An 18,070-nucleotide genomic window follows, 5' to 3' on the forward strand; every position below is an offset into this window, starting at 1 on the left:
TCCTGCCCAAACAGAATCTCAAGAAGCTCGCCGTCATCCTGCATGACCTCGCGGTCACGGCGCTGGCGATCTGGCTCGTCTTCGTCGTCCGCTTCGAAGGGGCGCAGCTCATCGAGCACCTGCGCTACCTGCCGCGCTTCCTGCCCTTCTTCACGGCCTATGCCGGGCTGGTCTACTGGCTGTTCTCACTCTACCGCTCGAAATGGCGCTTCGCCTCGCTGCCGGACCTCTCGAACATCGTCAAGGCGGTTTCCGTCCTGACCGTGACGCTGCTGGTGGTCGATTATGTGCTGGTCGCGCCGAATTTCTACGGCGCCTTCTATTTCGGCAAGATCTCGATCGCGCTGTACTGGCTGGTGCAGGTCGCGCTGCTCGGCGGCCCGCGCCTCGCCTATCGCTATTTCAAATATGCGCGGTCGCGGACCTCAGCCGTGCGCGAGGCGAGCCTGCCGGCGCTGCTGCTCGGGCGCGGCGTCGAGATCGAAATGGTGATCCGCGCGATGGAAGCCGGCACGATGCGGCGCCTCCGGCCGGCCGGCATCCTGTCGCCCCGCCCCGACGATCTCGGCCAGTCGATCCGCGGCGTGCCGGTGCTCGGGCTGCTCGGCGATATCGAGCGGGTCGCAAGCGAAGCGATCGAGCACGGCGAAGCCTACCGCCGGATCGTCGCGACCCCCTCCGCCCTGCTGCCTGAGGCACAGCCTGAAAAATGGCTGGCGCGGACCCGCAAGCTCGCCCTGCCGATCTCGCGCATCGACAGCCTGGGCGAGGGCGTGCGCGACACGGAGGTCGCTCCGCTGGAGATCGAGGACCTGCTGGTCCGATCGACCGTCGCGATCGACCGTGAAAGGCTGGGCTCGTTCCTGAAGGGCAAGCGCGTCATCGTCACCGGCGGCGGCGGCTCGATCGGTTCCGAGATCTGCCTGCGCTGCGCTGCCTTCGGCGCGGCCGAACTGCTCGTCGTCGAAAGCTCGGAACCTGCGCTGTTCCAGATCACCGAACAGCTTTCAGTGCAGGCGCCCGACACCGCCATCTCCGGCGTGCTGGCCGATGTCCGCGACCGCGAGCGGATCATGCCGCTCTTCGCCGGTTTCCGGCCCGATATCGTCATCCATGCCGCCGCGCTCAAGCACGTGCCCTATCTGGAGGCCGACTGGAGCGAGGGCATCAAGACCAATATCTTCGGCTCGGTGAACGTCACCGACGCGACCGTCGCCGCCGGCGCCCGGACCTTCGTGCTGATCTCGACCGACAAGGCGATCGAGCCCGTCTCGATGCTCGGCGCGACCAAGCGCTTCGCCGAGATCTACGCGCAGTCGCGCGATGCCGAGCTCACCGCCGCGGATTCCGGAATCAGGCTGGTCGCGGTGCGCTTCGGCAACGTGCTGGGCTCGGCCGGCTCGGTGGTGCCGAAATTCAAGGCGCAGATCGCCCGGGGCGGACCGGTCACCGTCACCAGCCCCGAGATGATCCGCTATTTCATGACCATCCGCGAGGCCTGCGACCTCGTGCTGACCGCCGCCTCCCATGCCCGCTCCGGAGAGACGCAAGCGGAGCGCGCCGCCGTCTACGTGCTCAAGATGGGCCAGCCGATGCGGATCATGGATCTGGCCGAGCGGATGATCCGCCTTGCCGGCTTCGAGCCGGGCGAGGATATCGAGATCATCGTCTCCGGCGTCAGGCCCGGCGAGCGGCTGAACGAGATCCTGTTCGCCCGCGACGAGCCGATGGCGGAAACCGGGCTCGACGGCGTGATGGCGGCCAAGCCGATCTTCGCCGGCCGCGCCAGGATCGAGGCCTGGCTGGCACAGCTCCAGGCGGCCGTGAAAGCCAATGACCAGGCTGCGGCCCATGCCGTGCTCGACGAGGCGATCCCGGATTTCAGCCGGCGCGACTCGAAGCGGCCAGACGCGCCAGCGCCGCCTTCGTCTCAACCTGCGGCCGCCAGCCGGCACTGAGCAGGCGCTCGGGCCGGGCGACAAGGCTGCCCGCCAGCTTGAGGAAGGTGTCCTCGCGGCCGGCAAGACGCGCCAGCCGGCGCAACCAGGCTTCGGGCACGGGCAGGAGACCCGGGCCGCGCCCGAGCCCGGCGCGCATCGCGGCCAGCATGTCGGAGACGCTGATCGGGTCCGGGTCGGACAGCGCATAGCTCTGCCGTGCCGGGCAGGCCGGCATCAGCGCGAACAGGATGGCGCTGGCCAGGTTCTCGACGGCGAGCAGAGAGCGCGGCGCCTTCAAGCCACCGAAGGGCAGCGGCACCGGCAAGCGCGCCAGCTTGAGCAGCGCCGCCATATTGGCCTTCACGCCCGGCCCATAGATCAAGACCGGACGCAGGGCGACCCAATCCAGATCGAGCGCGGCCAGTCCCTGTTCCGCCGCGAGCTTGGAGCGGCCGTAGGCGTCACCGGGCGCGGGCTGCCTGTCCTCGCGCAGGGGCGGGCCGTCGACGGCATCGGTCAGCGCCTTGATCGAGGAGAGGTAGACGAAGCGCTGCACCCCGGCGGCCTGGGCGGCGCGGGCGAGCTCCAGCGTCGCCTCGGTATTGAGGCGGCGGTAGAGCGCCTCGTCGAGCCCCGGCCCGGCATGGGCGAGGCCGGCCATGTGCACGACATGGTCGATGCCCTCCAGGGCCGTGCGCCAGTCGACCGGAGACATCAGATCGCCGGTCACGATCGCTTCCGCGCCCGCAGGAACCGGTTTCTGGCCGCGCTGGGCCAGACGCGGGCGATAGCCGGCCCGAATCAGCGCCGCGACGACATGCGGCCCGACGAAGCCGCTCGCGCCGGTGACGAGGACGCGCTCGTCAGCCATGCCGCGGGCCTGTCGCGAAGCGACGCAGCAGCAGGCCGGTGAGCACAGCGGCGACGACCAGGCAGGCGAACTGGACCGGGAGGGCGGGCCAGATCAACGAAACGCCCGCGAGGGCGGCAAGCGCGAGGTTGAGCAGGCCGACCCGGCCGACCACGCCCAGCACGCTGAAACCGTTCGTCGTCGCCTGCTGGTAGAAATGCGAGCGATGCGCCTCCCAGACCTTCTCGCCGCGGGCGAGGCGCCGCAGCAGCGTGATCGTGGCGTCAGTGATGTGGTAAAGCGGCAGGATCAGCGCGGCGGCGAAAGCGCCGGTGCCGGCCAGCCGATAGAGTAGATAGGCGGTGAGCAGGCCGATCGGCAGCGAGCCGACATCGCCGAGGAACAGCCGCGCTACCGGCCGATTGAACGGCGCGAAGCCAAGCAGCCCGCCGCACAGCGCGGCGGCGAGCCAGCCGGTCATCGGATCAATCGTGCCGGCCATGCCGGCGAGCGCGAGCGCCGCCGCCAGCGGCACCATGCCGGCCACCGTGATCCAGTCGAGCCCGTCCATGAAATTGACGAGGTTGACGAACCAGACACCTGCCAGGAGCGCCACGGCGCGCTCGACCGGCAGCGACAGGAATTCGGGAAACAGGCGCAGCTCCGGCGCTGCGCGAAGCAGCACGAAACCGACGCAGACCGCCTGCAGAACGAGCCTGACGCTCGCCGGCAGCGGGCGGATATCGTCCCAGGCGCCGACGATGCCGAGGCCGGTCACGGCGACAGCCAGCACTAAGACCGAGCGGGTCGCTTCACTCTCGACCGGCACCAGCCAGAGTGCCGCTCCCAGTGCGAGGAAGGCCCCGGCGAGAACGGCGATGCCGCCGCCCTGCGGGGTCGGGATCTTGTGGCTGGACCTGGCATTCGGCCGTGCCAGCGCATAGCGCAGCAGGAGCGGGCGCAGCGCCACGCACAAGACCGCCGCCAGAACGGCGGCGGCAGCACAGATCAACAGAGGGCGAAGCACGCTTTCCAAGGTGCCCGCACCATAGTCGAGGCAGCGCAAAAGCCTAGAGGGCGCGCCGCCCTATCCGCGTGAAGCGGCTCTCTGAAACCGCTCTCCGGAGCAGCACCTGGCCTATTGCCTGAAGCCGATCAGAACGCCGTCGGCGCCAAGCTGGAGCTGCAGCCCCTGACGCCGCGTCGCGAGCTTGAGCGTCACGCCCTTGTCGTTGCGCAGCCAGGTGGTTCCACGGCCGGCGGCGCCGACGGCCCAGCCCTCCTTGAGCTGGACATAGGCCCCCGCGAAGTCGGACCTGCGGTGCAACCCGTAGACCGTGCCCGAGGCGACCGAGCGCGAAGCGCCGATCGAGCCGATGCCGAGCCCGCCCACCGTGATCGGGTAGGAGCGACCCTGGAAACGCAGCGTCCCGCCGCCGGCTTCGCCAGAGGCGATGAAGCCCGCCTGAACCTGTTCGAGACGCACGGTTCCCGTCGCCGGCCCGAGCGAGCGCTGCGCCATGGCCGGCGAAGCCAGCATCAGAACGGCGGCGAGGGTGGTGGTTGTCTGCCTTATCGTCATCATATCCTGCTCCTTGCGCCGAACCGGCGGCTCAAAGCATCGGACCAAATACGATATTCGGTTCGATGATCTGGCAGACCAACCCGCGAAACGACGATTCGATCCCGCGATGGGAGCGACATTGCAGCGGATCGGAATCGCGGACGGAGAACCGTGGCGCAGCGCCGGCCTGCGTGCCGCCAGGTCACGGCAGAGCGTCAAGGCTGCAACGTCAAAAGGCCACAATGGGGCGCTAACAATGCCCGATCGATCACGTGATTCGACTGGCCCGCCGCAACAGGCGCGTTGCCCGACTTTCCACCTCTTCGACAATCGAACGCCGCTTCGCGGTACGCTGCCGCCGGCATTCCGCCCGGCAGCTTTACAGGCAGCGCGGCTACGCCGCGCGCCACTGGAACGACATGAAAAGCAAAATCCGACACGACCACAACAAGACGCAGCCCCCTGGCCCATCGGCCTCGGGACCTTCGCTGCCGAAATCCGCCCCGAACTGGAAACCCGAACCCTGCGGCCTCTCCCGCGAGGAGTTGCGCAGGATCGTCGCGCGGATCATGGGCTGAGGAGAAAGCCATGCACCTCGAACATCCCCGGCTGCCGGCAACCCGCCGGCGCAATCGAACGGAGAAGCCGGCAGGTTCCGACCTGCAGGCACGCCATGACCGCGCCGCGGCCCTCGCCCGAGGGTTCGAAGCGGCGGGCGACAAGGTCGCCGCAGAACGCTTCTATCAGCAGGCCGACCACTTTCGCCGCCTGTTGAACGGCAAAACCTCGCAGCCCGGAACTGCGGTCATCTGAAAATTTTCGAGAAGGGGCCTGGCCCATCGGGATTTTGGAGCGGGCGATCGGGATCGAACCGACGACATTCAGCTTGGGAAGCTGACGTTCTACCACTGAACTACGCCCGCATGCCCTTCACGCTGGCAAAGCAGCGCGCGGCAGGCCCGCGTTCATAGCGGGTCCGAGCCCCAGTGTCATCCGGGAATCACGGCACGCAGCTCCAATTGCGCGGAAGCGCAGCCGGCCGGTGCCTCAGCCCTTGAAATGCTTGGAGAGCTTCAGGGCCTGGCCCTGATAGTTCGACTTCAGATCGGCGCCGTAGAGCGCCTCCGGCCGGGCCGCCATGCTCTCATAGACCAAACGGCCGGCGGCGCGCGGGAAATGGTCCAACGCGTAACTTTGGCCCTTTGCTGACATTGCGAAGGGCTGCTTATGGGCAGTGCGATGAAGGCGGCGGGTGAGCAGCCGGACCTTGCCCTTCGCCGCTGGCGCGGGTGAATGCCTCCTGGGACTGGGCCGCACCGGCCGCTCGGGACGGCAGGACCTTGCTCGCCTTTGATTGTGGTGAAGATAGCTCGTTTCCCGATGACGGGAGCATTTATCCAACCGCAGGTTGGAATAACCTCGCGAATCACTTGTACTGGGTGCCGCAGCCATGCGCGGGCGCCTCAGCGCCCCTTCGACGAGAGTAACCGCTCGTTAACCGGCGTTAACCAATGGTGAAGACATGACGATGCTGTACCGACATCGGCACGCGTGCCTATGAGGGCCTGGAGCTTCATCGATCGGATGTCTTCGGACAAGCTCCGTGATGTGTCTGGGCCCCTTGCAGGGATGCTCGCGGCATGTGGACTACCTCTCCTCCTTGCAGGCTGCGGCGAGCAACGGTTGTCGAGCGATGAACTCGTGTCGGCCTCGCGCGCGATAACCGTCGACGTGGGCCGCGCCCTGGCGCTGCCTCCGCCCGGCAGCCTGCCTGTGACCGCAGTCTCCCAGAGAACCTATGAGAACGCCGTCTCGCAGACCGTCTCCCTGGCAACCCGTGGCCGGACGCCGGGCGAGAACGCAATCCATGTCGCCTTTTTCACGGCGGCAGATGTTCCTGAGGCCACCGGCGTCGAGGGCAACCTGCTGAAGGAGCCCGGCATCGACGACTTCGCCATCGGCAAAGAGATGGAGGAACGTCTTCCCGGTGTTGCGATGGCCCCTTCCGCCGTTTTCGTCCAGAACAGTTACGGTCCATTCGGCTATGCTTTCGGTCGCGGTACCGGCGGCGAGGCCTGCCTCTACGCCTGGCAGCGACTGGCGGGCAAGGACAGTCTCTTCCACCCGAAATCGGGCATGATCTCGGTGCGCCTGCGCGTCTGCGACCCCACCGCGACCGAGGCCTCGCTTCTGCGCTTGGCCTATGGCTACACGTTCAACGCCAAGCTGAAGCGCCCGGGCTGGAATCCGATCGGCGATGCACCCGAGCCGGCGCCTGAGCTCGGTCAGGCTGGAGCGCCTATCTATCCGCAAGCGCCGCAGTCCTCCTTCGGCGAGACCCCGCCGCGCCCGCAAGCCGTCCGCCCCCGGCCGGAGCGCCGGCGCAGTGCGGTTCGCGCGGAACCTCAGGCTCCCGAACCGATTTCGACCAAACCACTCGAAGGATATCCCACCGTCCCGCCGCCGCCCGCGCCCTGAACCCACCCGGATTGCCGAAAGCCCGATGCGAACAGCGAGCTACGTCATCTTCTGGGCCGTCATCGCGATGGTCGTTATCGCGCTGATCACCCTGCCGATCAGCCTGCAGGCGCATCTGATTGCCGGGGCGATCGTGGTCGGCGCGATGATGGTCCTGAAGTTCCTGCGGCCTTATGGCGTCTGGCGCCTGATCGCGCTCGGCTTGGGCACCGCGATCGTGCTGCGCTACGTCTACTGGCGCACGACCAGCACCTTGCCGCCGGTCAACCAGCTCGAGGATTTCATCCCGGGGCTGATCGTCTACCTCGCCGAGCTCTACAACATCGGCATGCTGGGCCTCAGCCTCTTCGTCGTGGCGATGCCGCTGCCGAAGCGCAAGACGCCGCCGATCGACCTCGCCAACGCACCGACGGTCGACGTCTTCGTGCCGACCTACAACGAAGAGCCCGAGATGCTCGCGACGACGCTCGCGGCTGCGCTGGCGATGGATTATCCCGCGGGGCGCCTGAACATCTTCCTGCTCGACGACGGCGGCACCGACGAGAAATGCAACGCCGACGATTTCGCCGCGGCCAGCGCCGCCCGCGAGCGCCGCGCGACGCTGACGAAGCTCTGCGAAGGGCTCGGCGTCACCTATCTCACGCGCGAGCGCAATCTCAGCGCCAAGGCCGGCAATCTCAATAACGGCATCGCCAACTCGCAAGGCGAGCTGATTGTCGTCTTCGACGCCGACCATGCCCCTGCACGCAGCTTCCTGACCGAGACGATCGGCTATTTCGGGCAGGATCCGAAGCTTTTCCTGGTCCAGACCCCGCATTTCTTCATCAATCCGGACCCGCTGGAGCGCAATCTCCAGACATTCCGCTCGATGCCGTCCGAGAACGAGATGTTCTACGGCATCATCCAGCGCGGTCTCGACAAATGGGACGCCTCGTTCTTCTGCGGCTCGGCCGCCGTCCTCCGGCGCACGGCACTGGAAACCACCAACGGCTTCTCCGGACGCAGCATCACCGAAGATGCGGAAACGGCGATCACGCTGCACGCCACCGGCTGGCACAGCGTCTATGTCGACAAGCCGTTGATCGCCGGGCTTCAGCCGGCGACCTTCACCAGCTTCATCGGCCAGCGTTCGCGCTGGGCGCAGGGCATGATGCAGATCCTCATGTTCCACCGTCCGATGTTCAAGCGCGGCCTCTCGCTGCCGCAGCGGCTCTGCTACTCCTCTTCGGCGCTGTTCTGGCTCTTCCCCTTCGCGCGGCTGACCTTCCTGGTCGCGCCCCTGTTCTACCTGTTCTTCGGCCTGGAGATCTTCACCGCCTCCGGCGCGGAGTTCATCGCCTATGTGCTGAGCTACATGGTGGTGAACCTGATGATGCAGAACTACCTCTATGGTCGCTATCGCTGGCCGTGGATTTCGGAGCTCTACGAGTTCATCCAGTCGGTCTACCTGCTGCCGGCCGTGGTCTCGGTGCTCATCAATCCGACCAAGCCGACCTTCAAGGTCACCGCCAAGAACGAGTCTCTGGAGACCCGGCGAGTGTCGGAGCTTGGCCGGCCGTTTTTCATCATCTTCGCGGTGCTCTCGCTCGGTGTCGTCGCCACCTACTGGCGCATGCTCACCGAGCCCTACAATGCAGACATCACGTTGGTCGTCGGGCTGTGGAACATTCTGAACCTGTTGATGGCCGGCTGCGCGCTTGGCGTGGTCTCGGAGCGGCCGGAGGGTCGCGGCGCGCGGCGCTTCGCCGTGAAGCGTCGGGGTGAGATTACCATCGACGGACGCAAGGCCCGGATCGTCACCGAAAACGTCTCCGTCGACGGTATCGCCGTCCGCGTCATGTCGAAGGAATTCGATAAGCTTCCGGTCGGTTCGACCGGGGAGATTACCGTCGAAACCACGATCGACATGCCCCGGAGCGCCCTGCCTGTGCGCGTCCGCCGCCTCGCGCCCGACGACAAGGGATTGCTGCTGGGCTGCAGCTACGAGCCGGCGGAGCCGGTGCATAACCGCATCATCGCCGACCTCGCCTTTTCCGATGCCGAGAACTGGAGCCGGTTTCAGAAGGCGCGGCGCCACAATCCCGGCGTCATCTACGGGACGCTGCGCTTCCTGCGGCTCGCCATTTTCCAGACGAGCCGAGGATTGTCCTACCTCTTCGGTCTCTACCGCCTGTCCCGCTCGACCACCCGGCCGGGAGCGGCGGAATGAAGCGCCTCCGGTTCCAGGCCCATCTCGCCGCACTCACATCCTGCGCGCTCCTTGTCGGCTCGCCGCTCCCGGCACAGGAATCTCCGGTCGTCCAGCCCGGCCCGGCACCCTTCATGATCGCGCCGCCCGCGCCGTCCCCGGCTCCGACGAGCCCTGCGCCTTCCGCGAAGCCGGCTCCGGTTCCGGTACATGAGACCAGCCCGACGCCAGCCTCGCCGCTGTTCAAGCCGCTGCTGCCGGCGGGGCGCGTCACGCTGGAAGGCGAGAGCGATGTCCGCAGTTGGGGGTTCTACCTGACGCAGGACGAGGCGACAGCCGATCTGAACCTCGACATTGCCTTCCAGAACGCCCTCGTGGTGATGCCGGAAGCCTCGCGATTGACGGTGCGCATCAATGGTGAGCGCGTCAGCGAAATGCCGATCGCCTCCTCCGACCGCCTGAAGCGCAGCTCCATCGCCTTGCGCAAGGGCCTGCTCCGGACCGGACAGAACACGATCAGCTTCGAGGCCGTGCAACGCCATCGCATCGATTGCACAGTCGGCTCGACCTATGAACTCTGGACGCGTATCGATGGCGCCGGCACGCGGCTGGCTTTCAGGAATGCGAACACCCGATCCTTCGCCCTGCGGAGTCTCGACGATCTGCCCGCTGTCGGCGCCGATGAAAACGGGCTGACGACGATCGCCATCGTCGCGCCCGGCGCGGCGCGCGCGAGCGCCGCGAACAGCATCCTTGCCGTCGCCCAGGCGCTGGCATTGCGCGGCCGCTACGGGCAGGTCACGATCAGCGTAACCGAGCAACTGCCCGCCCGCATCCGGCCGGGCACGCTGACCGTCGCGCTCGGCACGAGCGAGGAGATGCGCGCGCTGCTCGGCGCATTACCGGCCGATGCGGGTGGCCGCAGCTTCGTCGGCTTCGTCCCGAATCCGCAGAAAGGGGCCGATCTCCTGCTCGTCACCGGCGAAGGCTGGCCCGATCTTGAAACCCTCATCGCCAAGTTCCTGACCGCGCCTGTCGCCCGGCCGGCCAATATCAACCGCAAGACCATGGATATCGCGAGCTGGCACGTACCGGACGCGCCCTTCATCTCCGACAAGGAGGCGATCCGCTTCTCCGAGCTCGGCATTCCCACCCAGGAATCGACCGGCCGGCGCATGCGCGTGCGCGCCATCGTCGCGATGCCCGGCGATTTCTACGCCAATGCCTATGGCGAGGCGACGCTCTATCTCGACGGCGCCTATTCACAGGAGGTCCTGCCGGGCGAGAGCCATATCGAGGTCTTCGTCAACGGCAACGTCGCGGCAACCGTGCCGCTCAATGCGGCGACGGGCGGGTTGCTCCAGCAGTTCCCGATCACGATCCCGCTGCGCCATTTCCGGCCGGGGATCAACGAGATCTGGTTCGAGGCGGTGACGCTGGCCAAGTCCGATCTCACCTGCGGCCCCGGCGCGACCCTGGCCGGCAAGAGCCGCTTCGCCCTGTTCGACACCACCGTCCTGTCGATCCCGAACTTTGCGAAGATCGGCGTCAGCCCCAATCTCGGGGCCATCGCCGGCACCGGCTTCCCGTATTCGGTCGCCTCCCGCGTCGCGCTGGTCATGGGCCGTCAGGACAATGCCAATCTCAGCGCGGCAGCGACGCTGCTTGCGCGCATCGCCCGCAATGCCAGCCGCCCGCTTGCCATCGATCTTCTCGCCGGGACAGCGGCCGTGGGCGACAGGCCGGCGCTGATCGTCGGCGCCGCCGGCCAGATGCCGGCCGGCCTATTGCCCCGGGTCGGCGTCGCCGACAATGTCCGCGCCACCTGGCCACAGCGTGCCGATGCCGTGGTGGTGACGCCGGATGCCGAGGGTGCGGCCGTCTTCGACGCCGTCATCAACCGCCTGCAGGGCCGTGAGGCCACGCCCGAGGCCTCCGGCGGCGTGGCTCCGACCACCGAAGCGGTCCGCGATCGCTGGCGCGGCTCGCTCGGCGGCCCGCTGGCGCGCTATTTCATCGGCTTCGACCAATGGCTCCAGCACACCTTCGATCTCTCCTTCGCGCAATTGCGCGCGCCATCGCGCGCGGCCTCGCTCTACGAGCCGGCGGAAGGGACGGAGCTGATCGCGGCTCAGGCCGCCGATCCCGAGACGCGGCAGGTCTGGACCGCTTTCATCGCCCGCCGCGATGAAACCCTGCAGAGCGCCGTCAACCGAATCGTCACGCCGGGCAACTGGGCGGGCATGGCCGGCCGGATCACCGCTTTCCGCGGCGCCCAGGACGCGCATGTCATTTCCGCCGACAGCACCTCCTTCGTCATGACGCGGCCCTTCAGCCTCGCGAATATGCGGCTCGTCTTCGCCAACTGGATGTCCAGCAATATCGGCATCTACGCGCTGGCGCTGCTGATCGCCTGCATCGGGCTCGGCATTGGAACCTCCCTGATGCTCGGGCGGTTGGGTCGGCGATCATGAGATGGACGCTGGCAGCGATGATGGCGACCTTCCTCGGTCTGGCGCCGGGCGTGCGCGCAGCCGTGCCGGCGGATGCCTGGGCGCTCTACCGACAGAAATTCGTCACTGCGGAAGGGCGGGTCGTCGACGATCTCAACGGCGGCATCAGCCATAGCGAGAGCCAGGGCTACGGCCTGCTGCTGGCCTGCCTGGCCGATGATCGCACGACCTTCGCCAGCATCTTCGCCTTCACCCGGACCGAGCTTCTGATCCGCGATGACGGGCTCGCAGCCTGGCGCTGGGACCCGAAGGCGAGCCCGCCCGTCACCGATATCAACAATGCCAGCGACGGCGACCTGTTGATCGCCGATGCCCTCGCTTGCGCAGGCACGCGCTGGAACATGCCGGCCCACAGCGCCGCTGCACGCCAGATCGCGACATCCCTCGCAAAGGTCGCGCTGCGCCAGCACGCCGGACAGACCTGGCTCATGCCGGGCGCTGTCGGCTTCTCGGAGAAGGACCGCGCCGACGGGCCGGTGATCAATCCGTCCTACTGGATCTTCGAGGCCTTCCCGACCTTGGCGAAGCTGACCGGGGACCCGCGCTGGATGCAGGTCCAGACCAGCGGTCTGAAGCTGCTGGACGATCTCGCCAAGCGGAAGATGCCGGCGCCGGAATGGCTCTCGGTCAAGGCCGAGCCTCGGCCGGCGGAGGGCTTTCCGGCCCAGTTCGGCTACAACGCCATCCGCATCCCGCTCTACCTGCTGCGCGCAGGGCTGGGCGACAAGGCGCGGCTCGCGCCGTTCCGACAGGCCTGGGCTGGCGGCACGGCGGTCGTCGATGTCGCCAGTGGCAAGCCGGTCGAGCCCTTGCCGGACGCAGGCTACCGTATCCTCTCCGCGTCGCTCGCCTGCGCACTCGACGGCACGCCGATTCCCGCCGAGCTCAAGGCCTTCCAGCCTACCGCCTATTACCCGTCGACGCTGCATCTCCTCTCCCTCTCGATGCTTGGCGAGAGGTATCCGCAATGTCTGTGAAATCCATTTTGATCGCCGTCGCTGTCTCGGGTCTCGCCTTTTACACGCTGGGCCGCTACGGCCATGACATCGCCTCGCGTGAAGCCGTGCAGCCCATGATCCAGCCGGCACTGGCGCAACAACAGCCTCCGCAGGCGCCGGCCGAGGCTGTGCCGGCACCGAACGATGTCGCGCAAGCCAAGGCCCCGGACCGCCCCGCCGCCGCCCAACCCGCTGCGCCGAAGGTCGACGAGACCGCGCTGCGCTATTTCGCGGGGCAGGGCGACACCCGCCGCTACGAGGCCGAGCTCGCGCGGCTCAGGGCGCTCTATCCGGATTGGAAGCCGCCGACGGACCTGAGCTCGCAAGGGAAGGGACAGGCCGGCGATCCTGAGCTGGAACGGATGTGGCGGCTCTTCGCCGAAGGCAAATATGGCGAGGTCCGTGCCGCGATCGCCCAGCGGGGCAGCACCGATCCGAACTGGCGCGCTCCGGCCGACCTGACAGCCCAGCTCGACACCGTCGAGGCACGTCAGCGCCTCGTCAACGCGTCGAACGCCCGGCAATGGGAACAGGTCATCCGTCTGGGCACCGAGACCCCGGCCATGCTGACCTGCGCCAGTGTCGATGCGCTCTGGCGCGTCGCCGAGGCCTTCGTCCAGACCGGTAAGCCCGAGCGTGCGCGCGACGCCTATGCCTATGTCCTGACCAATTGCACCAATCCGGCCGAGCGCACCGGCACGATGCAGAAGGCGCTCGCCACCCTACCGGAAAACCTCGTCGAAGCCTTGCTGTCGCAGGAACAGCAGAACGAGTTCGCGAGCATCCGCGACGAGATGGCACGACGCCATATCGGCAAGGCCGCCGACGATCCGACGCAGAAGGCGACGCCCGCGGAAATACAGCGCATCGAAGCCCTAGCCAATGCGGCCTCGACGCCCGATGACGCCATCCTGCTAGGCTTCTACACGCTCCACCATGACGAGCCGGCCAAGGCCGCGACTTGGTTCCAGACGGCGCTCGCGCGCAATGGCGGGGCCAAGGCGGCCGAGGGAGCGGTGCTCGCATTGGGCGACACCAAGAAGTATCAGGAGGCCGAAACGCTCGGCGCTCAGTGGCTCGAAGCCGGCGCGGCCAATCGCAAGGCCTATCTCGATGCCATCACCGCCCTGCTCACCCAGGAGCCTCCGCCACGCCTGGACCGCGCCGTGATCGAGCGCATCGTGAAAACCGTGGGGCAGGACAAATACGCCGCCGGCGCCGGAGCGCTCGGCTGGTATGCCTACAACGCCGGGCAGATCAGCCCGGCGGGAACCTGGTTCGAGACGGCGCTCTCCTGGGATCGTGGCAATGAACCGGCAGCTTACGGGCTGGCCCTTGTCCGCGAACGCCTGCGCGACCAGGCTGGCTTGCGCACCCTCGTTGCCGAATGGGGCAGCCGCTCGCAGAGGATCGCGGACATCCTCAATCCCCGGCGCCCGCGCTCGGCCCCGACAGCCGAGCATGAGCGCCAAACACGTCAGATGCCGGCGGCGGAATCGGCCCATCGCCGACCAACACCCATCGTCAGGTCCGGCCCCGACGAGCCGATCGCACGCGACGCGGCTCCGGAGCCGGCGAGACGGTCGGACGCTCCCCGCGCGCCCGGTGGCAATTGCGGAGGTGGCAGCTCAGGCGCCGCCGCCTTGCAGCGCGGCTGGTGTCTCCTCAATCTCAAGCGGCCGGTCGCAGCAGCGCAGGCTTTCGAAGCCGCACGGCGCGGCGGCAATGCGCAGGTTGCCTCCGATGCCGCCGCAGGCGTGGCTTATGCCAAGATGCAGCAGGGGCTGACGGCCGAAGCGACCGTAGCGGCCAGCGCCGCCAACCTGCCGCCGGCGCGCCGCAAGGAGCTGTCCACGCTGCTCCTCGCCGAACAATTCTATGCCCAGTATGATGCCAAGGATTACAACGGCGCGCTCATCACCCTGTCGCAGCGCCGCCGCCTGGCGCCCGAGACGACCGACCTGATGCTGATGCGCGGATGGTCCTATTACAATCTCGGCCGCTACGACGACGCCGCGCACATCTTCGAGGCGCTGTACAAGGCCAACAAGTCGCCCGAGGCCCTGTCCGGCCTGACGGCGATCCGTGATGTCACCAAGCGCAACACCCAGTGATCACGGCGCCATGCGAAGCTTCGTACCGACCATCTCCGGGAATGTGTGTCGGCTTCCTAGCGCAACATGCCAATCTTCTCCGTGATTGGCGACGACGGCTAATGATTGCATTTTTTCCGACGAAAATGGCTAAGTCGCTCTGAACGTTGAACGATGGATGCGAGCCTGCAAGCCTCATGAAGCGCCCCCTGTTTCAGGCTCGCGTCACTGACCTCGAAGCCCTTTTCGAGCGTCGCGTCGATGATTGCTAGCGGCGCCCTGCCCGTAGCTTCGCGCAGTACATCGACGTTTCCGAGGCCTTGGTCCGCGTCGCGATGGTCCCCGTTTGCAGGCCAGCCACTGAACTCAATCTCAAACGGTCACTGAGGCGATCGACGCCCCTTGCCGTCAGGGAAAGGTTCCCGGGGGTAGCGGTGGCTCCGCATTGAGGAGCGTGATCGTAACGCGTCGGTTAGACGGGCTGTAAGCATCGTCGATGAAGAGCGGCTCGGTGTCGGCGTGTCCCACCACGGAAGCGAAGCGGGTGCTGGGAAGCCCGGCTCCCGACAGGATCTCGCGCACGGCGAGTGCGCGCCCGGCGGTGAGGGCCCAGGAATCGGTGGCCTGCACCGAGCCCGGGCGCGCGGCGGACGTGTGGCCGGCGACAGACAGTTGGTTGGGCAGCCGGCGCAGGGTGGGCGCGAGCGCCTCCAGCACGAGACGGGTGCGCTCGTAGGGCCGGACCGAGCCTTCGGGGAACATGGAGCGGCCGTACTCGTCCACGAGGGAAACGTTCAAGCCCTCCCTGGTCGGCTCGATCACGATGTTGCGCGACAACTCGGAAATTTCGGGCATTTTCTGGAGCGCCTGCCGCAGGCTGGCTACGGCGCTGTAGTTGGCCTGCATGTCGGCGGCCGGGCGGCTGGCCTCGCGGTCGCTGGCGCGGCCCGAGCTGGTCGGGCGCGCTTTGTCGTCCTGCCCGGAAGTCCCCCTCGCCGCGTCGCGGGGCACTGAGGGCCTGTTGCCTGACTTGTCCAGGGCACTGCCCATCAGGACGCCACCAGAGCCGCTGGTCGTCGGACTCACAGATGCCGGCGCAAAGTATTCCGCCAAGCCGATCTTCTGCTCTTGCGTCGTCATGCTGATGAGCCACATCAGCAGAAAGAACGCCATCATGGCGGTTACGAAGTCCGCATAGGCGATCTTCCAAGCCCCGCCGTGGTGCGCATGAGCGGCCTTCTTGACCTTCTTGACGATAATGGTCGGCTGGGTGGGCTTAGTCATCGAGTCTCTGCCGGAGATTGGATCAGATCTAGGCGGGGAGGCCGGCGGTTGCCGCTTCCACTTCGTTGAACGTTGGGCGGACGTCGCTCATCAGAGCCTTGCGGGCAAATTCTACCGCCATTACCGGCGGCTGGCCCCCGATATGGGCGAGGAGACCCGCCTTGAGTGAAAGAAAGTATTTGGATTCCGCCTCGAACGTGCCCTTGAGCGATTGCGCCATGGGCCCGAAGAAGCCGTAGGCGACGAAGACGCCGAAGAAAGTGCCTACGAGCGCGCCGCCGATCAGATGTCCCAGCACCTCCGGCGGCTCGGTGATCGCCCCCATCGTCTTGATCACGCCGAGCACGGCGGCGACGATGCCGAGCGCCGGTGTACCGTCGGCAAGCGACTGCATTGCCGCAACCATACGCTCCTGCTCCTGATGGTGCGTCTCCAGTTCCTCGTCCATGAGAGCGTCGATCTCGTGGACGTTGTTGGCACCCATCGTCAGCATTCGCATGTAGTCGCAGACGAACTCAACCGCATGATGGTTCGCTGCAAAAGTCGGGAAGGCATTGAACAAACTCGACTCGCTCGGATTTTCGATGTGCTCCTCGACAGCGAGCATGCCCTTCTGCTTTACAAACTTGTACAAGGAATACTGCATCCCGAGCAGTTCGACATAGCATTCCTGCTTGTACTGGGGACCCTTCATGAGCGTGCCGAGCATGGCGGGCACAGCCTTGAGCACCGGCGCAGGGTTGCCGATGACGAAGGCACCAATCGCTGCACCGAGGATGATGACAAACTCGAACGGCTGCCAAAGCACCTCAAGGTGGCCGCCCATCGCCGCGTAGCTTCCGAAGACGCAGACGAAGACGATTATTGTGCCGACGATCAGCCGCATTGTCTGCCACCCTCGCGCCGCAGCAGGTACAGCCCGCGCGAAGCCACTAACTAGCCCAACGAACTGACCGATTAAGGTTAAGGGCGAGTTTATGACCAGTGGACGACAGGCTAGTAAGCGTCCTCCTTCGACGACGGCTTTGAAGTTTGGGTCGGTAGGATAAGTGATCAGGAGTGCCCGGATTTGGGCATTGAGATCGAGCCGGCGGGTCTCGGCGAACGTCAGCAATCGACCCAAAGCTGACGTGAAGGCATGCCCACTTGTGATGGACGAGCTTTGCTCGTAGCGACGCTTCGCATAGTTGAGCCGACAGGATCGGAATGGAGAAAGACATGTCTCGCGCTTTCAAAGTCGTCGATGCGTTTTCGGCAAAGCCGCTTTTGGGCAACCCCGTGGCTGTTGTGCTCGATGGTTCGGGGCTGACCGACGCTGAGATGCAGGCCATCGCCAGTTGGACGAACCTCTCCGAAACCACATTCGTCCTGCCGCCGACCAATCCGAATGCGAGCTATCTGCTGCGAATTTTCAACCCGAGCGCGGAGATGCCTTTCGCCGGGCATCCGACATTGGGGAGTGCTCATGCTGTGCTTGAAGCGGGCATTGCGACGCCGAAGGATGGAAAGCTCATTCAGGAATGCGGTGTTGGATTGGTGGACGTTGCGGTGAATGGCGATGGTCCTGACCGGATTTTGACCCTCTCGCTGCCACCAGCGACACTTACCTCTTTGACCGGCGAAGAGATCGACGAGGTCGAAGCGATCCTGCGACATCCGATTATGCGCGATGCTACGCCTGCGATTATCAATGTCGGGGCCGTCTGGATCGTCGCACAACTAGCCAGCGTGGACGCCGTGCTGGGCCTAGAACCCGATTTGATCCGCTCGGCTCAGTTCGAAAAACGAAAGGGCGCGACCGGAATCACCGTGTTCGCTGGGCGATCAGATAGCACGCCGGACATTGAAGTCCGTACCTTTGCCCCGTCATGCGGGGTCAGTGAAGACCCCGTGTGCGGGAGCGGCAATGGCAGCGTCGCCGTTTTCCGCGCGAGCCGGGGGCTGCTTCCTGCGAGCGGCGTAAACTACAAAGCTGAACAGGGTCGGCGCGTCGGTCGCGACGGCAAGATCAGCGTCACGGTCGATGCTCAGGGGCAAGTTCAAGTCGGCGGCGCGTGCGTCACCACCGTAGATGGGTTCATTGCGGCATAGCTCGCACTGTCCGCTTCCGACCCTTTGCGGACACAACTCGCGAAAAAGCCCGCTAGCCGGAGTTCCGAGGC

Annotated in this window: 15 protein-coding genes and 1 tRNA gene; 9 read left to right on the plus strand and 7 right to left on the minus strand. The window is 66.3% G+C overall.

All coding sequences use genetic code 11. The features are described from left to right. Window positions 1-2: 2 nt before the first annotated feature. Entirely contained in the window at window positions 3-1,958 is a 1,956-nt protein-coding gene (locus BLQ70_RS13845; RefSeq protein ID WP_091857807.1) for a nucleoside-diphosphate sugar epimerase/dehydratase, read from the plus strand. Here BLQ70_RS13845 and BLQ70_RS13850 read toward each other — a convergent pair. The 3 genes from BLQ70_RS13850 to BLQ70_RS13860 all read right to left on the minus strand — a co-directional run bounded on the left by BLQ70_RS13850 (window position 1,882) and on the right by BLQ70_RS13860 (window position 4,375). Further along, a complete protein-coding gene (locus tag BLQ70_RS13850) occupies window positions 1,882-2,811 on the minus strand; it encodes an NAD-dependent epimerase/dehydratase family protein (RefSeq protein WP_091857478.1) in 930 nt (309 codons plus the stop codon). The two genes, BLQ70_RS13845 and BLQ70_RS13850, sit on opposite strands and share 77 nt — an antisense overlap. Further along, entirely contained in the window at window positions 2,804-3,817 is a 1,014-nt protein-coding gene (locus BLQ70_RS13855; RefSeq protein WP_091857809.1) for an MraY family glycosyltransferase, read from the minus strand. Before BLQ70_RS13855 ends, BLQ70_RS13850 begins: the two co-directional genes overlap by 8 nt. A 111-nt stretch (window positions 3,818-3,928) precedes the next feature. Next, entirely contained in the window at window positions 3,929-4,375 is a 447-nt protein-coding gene (locus BLQ70_RS13860; protein ID WP_091857480.1) for a hypothetical protein, read from the minus strand. A 251-nt stretch (window positions 4,376-4,626) separates the two neighbouring features. Between BLQ70_RS13860 and BLQ70_RS25360 the strand changes: the two genes are divergently transcribed. Both BLQ70_RS25360 and BLQ70_RS13865 read left to right on the plus strand, forming a co-directional pair. Next, window positions 4,627-4,932 (plus strand): hypothetical protein, encoded by a 306-nt coding sequence (locus tag BLQ70_RS25360; RefSeq protein WP_139163544.1) that lies wholly within the window; start codon window positions 4,627-4,629, stop codon window positions 4,930-4,932. A gap of 10 nt (window positions 4,933-4,942) precedes the next feature. Further along, window positions 4,943-5,167: a DUF4167 domain-containing protein gene (locus BLQ70_RS13865; protein ID WP_091857481.1), complete on the plus strand. Its 225-nt coding sequence runs from the start codon at window positions 4,943-4,945 to the stop codon at window positions 5,165-5,167. 35 nt (window positions 5,168-5,202) lie between these two features. On the opposite strand, the gene BLQ70_RS13870 is transcribed toward BLQ70_RS13865, so the two are convergent. Together BLQ70_RS13870 and BLQ70_RS25985 are read right to left on the minus strand one after the other, a co-directional pair. Beyond that, a tRNA-Gly gene (locus BLQ70_RS13870) sits at window positions 5,203-5,277 on the minus strand. A gap of 124 nt (window positions 5,278-5,401) precedes the next feature. Next, on the minus strand, window positions 5,402-5,539 hold the full coding sequence (locus BLQ70_RS25985) for a hypothetical protein (RefSeq protein ID WP_425284578.1): 138 nt from the start codon (window positions 5,537-5,539) through the stop codon (window positions 5,402-5,404). A gap of 399 nt (window positions 5,540-5,938) precedes the next feature. Here BLQ70_RS25985 and bcsN point away from each other — a divergent pair, with 399 nt between their 5' ends. Genes bcsN through BLQ70_RS13900 form a run of 5 tightly spaced genes read left to right on the plus strand, consistent with a single transcriptional unit; the run spans window position 5,939 to window position 14,645 of the window. Then, the gene (gene bcsN / locus BLQ70_RS13880; protein WP_170843410.1) at window positions 5,939-6,832 is read left to right on the plus strand and encodes a cellulose biosynthesis protein BcsN; all 894 of its coding nucleotides are present in this window, start codon (window positions 5,939-5,941) and stop codon (window positions 6,830-6,832) included. Window positions 6,833-6,857: 25 nt separating this feature from the next. Further along, on the plus strand, window positions 6,858-9,041 hold the full coding sequence (gene bcsA, locus BLQ70_RS13885; protein WP_091857486.1) for a UDP-forming cellulose synthase catalytic subunit: 2,184 nt from the start codon (window positions 6,858-6,860) through the stop codon (window positions 9,039-9,041). Beyond that, a complete protein-coding gene (locus tag BLQ70_RS13890) occupies window positions 9,038-11,494 on the plus strand; it encodes a cellulose biosynthesis cyclic di-GMP-binding regulatory protein BcsB (RefSeq protein ID WP_091857488.1) in 2,457 nt (818 codons plus the stop codon). Before bcsA ends, BLQ70_RS13890 begins: the two co-directional genes overlap by 4 nt. After that, window positions 11,491-12,510 carry a family 8 glycosyl hydrolase gene (locus BLQ70_RS13895; RefSeq protein ID WP_244512017.1) on the plus strand — a complete coding sequence of 340 codons (1,020 nt, stop codon included), beginning with the start codon at window positions 11,491-11,493 and terminating at the stop codon, window positions 12,508-12,510. The genes BLQ70_RS13890 and BLQ70_RS13895 overlap by 4 nt, the downstream gene beginning before the upstream one ends. Further along, on the plus strand, window positions 12,501-14,645 hold the full coding sequence (locus tag BLQ70_RS13900) for a tetratricopeptide repeat protein (protein ID WP_091857492.1): 2,145 nt from the start codon (window positions 12,501-12,503) through the stop codon (window positions 14,643-14,645). Before BLQ70_RS13895 ends, BLQ70_RS13900 begins: the two co-directional genes overlap by 10 nt. 387 nt (window positions 14,646-15,032) lie before the next feature. Here the strand turns inward: BLQ70_RS13900 and BLQ70_RS13905 are convergent, their stop codons facing one another. Together BLQ70_RS13905 and motA are read right to left on the minus strand one after the other, a co-directional pair. After that, entirely contained in the window at window positions 15,033-15,908 is an 876-nt protein-coding gene (locus BLQ70_RS13905; RefSeq protein ID WP_091857494.1) for a flagellar motor protein MotB, read from the minus strand. 28 nt (window positions 15,909-15,936) lie between these two features. Beyond that, window positions 15,937-16,794: a flagellar motor stator protein MotA gene (motA, locus tag BLQ70_RS13910; RefSeq protein ID WP_091857496.1), complete on the minus strand. Its 858-nt coding sequence runs from the start codon at window positions 16,792-16,794 to the stop codon at window positions 15,937-15,939. Window positions 16,795-17,126: 332 nt separating this feature from the next. Between motA and BLQ70_RS13915 the strand changes: the two genes are divergently transcribed. Next, window positions 17,127-17,999, plus strand: a complete 873-nt coding sequence (locus BLQ70_RS13915) for a PhzF family phenazine biosynthesis protein (RefSeq protein ID WP_061969135.1) — start codon at window positions 17,127-17,129, stop codon at window positions 17,997-17,999. Window positions 18,000-18,070 lie beyond the last annotated feature (71 nt).

The organism is Allobosea robiniae (assembly GCF_900102525.1).
GTDB classification, from domain to species: Bacteria; Pseudomonadota; Alphaproteobacteria; order Rhizobiales; family Beijerinckiaceae; genus Allobosea; species Allobosea robiniae.